Source organism: uncultured Vibrio sp. (assembly GCF_947488985.1).
Lineage (GTDB): Bacteria > Pseudomonadota > Gammaproteobacteria > Enterobacterales > Vibrionaceae > Vibrio.
Genome location: NZ_CANLBV010000200.1, coordinates 1 through 1,857, shown reverse-complemented (window position 1 = coordinate 1,857; position 1,857 = coordinate 1). Strand labels below are relative to the sequence as shown.

Below are 1,857 nucleotides of genomic sequence, written 5' to 3'. Positions count from 1 at the left end.
CGCTGGCATTCATGTTGATGTGGCTACCGATGTATTGTTGAACGCGAAATGTACAGCAAAGATCAACACGCCCTAACACCCGCTTAAGTGGCGAATGAATGAGTGTCAAAATTTGAGCAAAGCGAAAATGGCACGCGTTTATGAGTCCGTCTTGAAGCGTTTGTTAGCTGTACTTTTCCATGACAAAGTTTCTCAGAATTTGCCCTCGAATTTCGACCTCTTGTGCTTTAGCTACTTCAAAACCAAAGTGCTCGTAAAATGGCTTGGCCGTAATGCTAACTTCTGAGTAAAACCGATTAATACCCTGCTCTTTACCAATATCTATTACATAGTTCATTAGAGCTTTACCTACGCCCTGACCTTGATAATTGTGATGGCAGAAGAAATGATCAATCAAGCCATTAGCTTGCAAATCTGTATACCCAACGATAATTCCATCAAGCTCAGCGACAAAAGGAGATAAACCTTTCATTCGCCTTTTCCAAACAGCCAGATCAAAATGCTCTGGAGCCCAAGCAACCACTTGCTCTTGAGTATAATCACGGATGTTTATGTTACGAATGGTGTGATAATGGATGTCCCACAAAGCCTGCACATCAGCTTCAACGTACTGCCTAATTTTTATCATAAAACTTACCTCGTGTGGGTACAGCAACGCCGCATTAAGGTGTGAGCGACGCTTGGCTGTACTTGAGCGAAGCGAAAACGCCAAGCGTTGCGAATCACTCTTAAATGCTTGTATGGCCTAATGCCCTGCAACATTAACTAAAGGTCTATTCGCCATAGAAAATAGATCTTCGTAACGCCCATTCTTTAAACCCACTCGAAGGTTTGGAATGGTTTCGAACGTTGTAGGCTCGGGTAATTCGAACTTCAAACCGTACGTTACAGTCAACTGGCTTGGAGCAACAATAGAGTCCCAAAGCCTTTTACCATCTTGATTCCCTAATTTACCGTATGTACTTACTCTAACATGAGCTTTTTCGCCAGTGATTACGTAAGTACTTCCAGTATCTATGGATACTAGCTGGTCTTTATCAGAAATATTCTTTAAATTGACATAGCAGTACATTACACGACCGGACTGCACACATTTATCTGACCAAGCTACTAGAGTCCCATTTGAGCTAACAAAATTTGTTTTTTCGGCAGTGTAATAGTCATCTTCCGGTAGAAAGAAAGTATAAATTGGGTCCTTGTACCATGTCCCAGAAAGGAACACGCCAATGACCACTAAAGAAGATCCCATATAAGCCAGGTACTTAGTCAACTTGGTCGCATTTAAATTCTTGCATAGATAAAACAGCAAAATACTCACAGCAATACCGATGAGTATTGCTGGAAAATAGCGACTCCAATGTACAGACGATATGGGAATTTCTGTTATCTTCGAGACATCACCTGACATAAACGAGTCTAAGAACTTAGTTATAAAATAGCCTACTACTAAGTTTAAAACACCTAATAGCGGAACTAGAATCCACGATTTTACTTTTTCCATTTGACTGTATCGACCTCCATGAAATCATTTATATGGTGAAACGTAATGCTACCCAAACATGAAAATCAAATATACAACTAATCACTCAAAATGAGGGAAAATTAAGTAGTAGGCTAACGAGCTTGTAGGATTTCTCCCTTACCCGTTCTCAATTCTGATCCTACCGACATTTCATCATGATATGACCTTGAACGCACTAACTCCTTGTGATCTAATCTTAATTATTCGTCACGAGACACGGTTATGCCTAACTTCAAAACCGATTACTCCAATCAAAACATGTTTGTCCCTGTCATCATTGACGAGCAGCTCATCCCTGGCACCATCGAGTATGCGATATCTCATATCGTCGATAA

2 protein-coding genes are annotated in these 1,857 nt (G+C 40.6%); both read right to left on the bottom strand.

Annotation, left to right across the window (positions count from 1 at the left end; genetic code table 11):
- Positions 1–163: 163 nt before the first annotated feature.
- Positions 164–628 (bottom strand): GNAT family N-acetyltransferase, encoded by a 465-nt coding sequence (locus Q1A70_RS19735; RefSeq protein ID WP_299695692.1) that lies wholly within the window; start codon positions 626–628, stop codon positions 164–166.
- Positions 629–745: 117 nt separating this feature from the next.
- Positions 746–1,501: a hypothetical protein gene (locus Q1A70_RS19730; protein ID WP_299695694.1), complete on the bottom strand. Its 756-nt coding sequence runs from the start codon at positions 1,499–1,501 to the stop codon at positions 746–748.
- Positions 1,502–1,857: the final 356 nt, after the last annotated feature.

What these genes read in the sequence shown, in the direction of transcription:
- Q1A70_RS19735 (WP_299695692.1), bottom strand. Translation starts at nt 628, where the DNA reads ATGATAAAAATTAGGCAGTACGTTGAAGCTGATGTGCAGGCTTTGTGG.
- Q1A70_RS19730 (WP_299695694.1), bottom strand. Translation starts at nt 1,501, where the DNA reads ATGGAAAAAGTAAAATCGTGGATTCTAGTTCCGCTATTAGGTGTTTTA.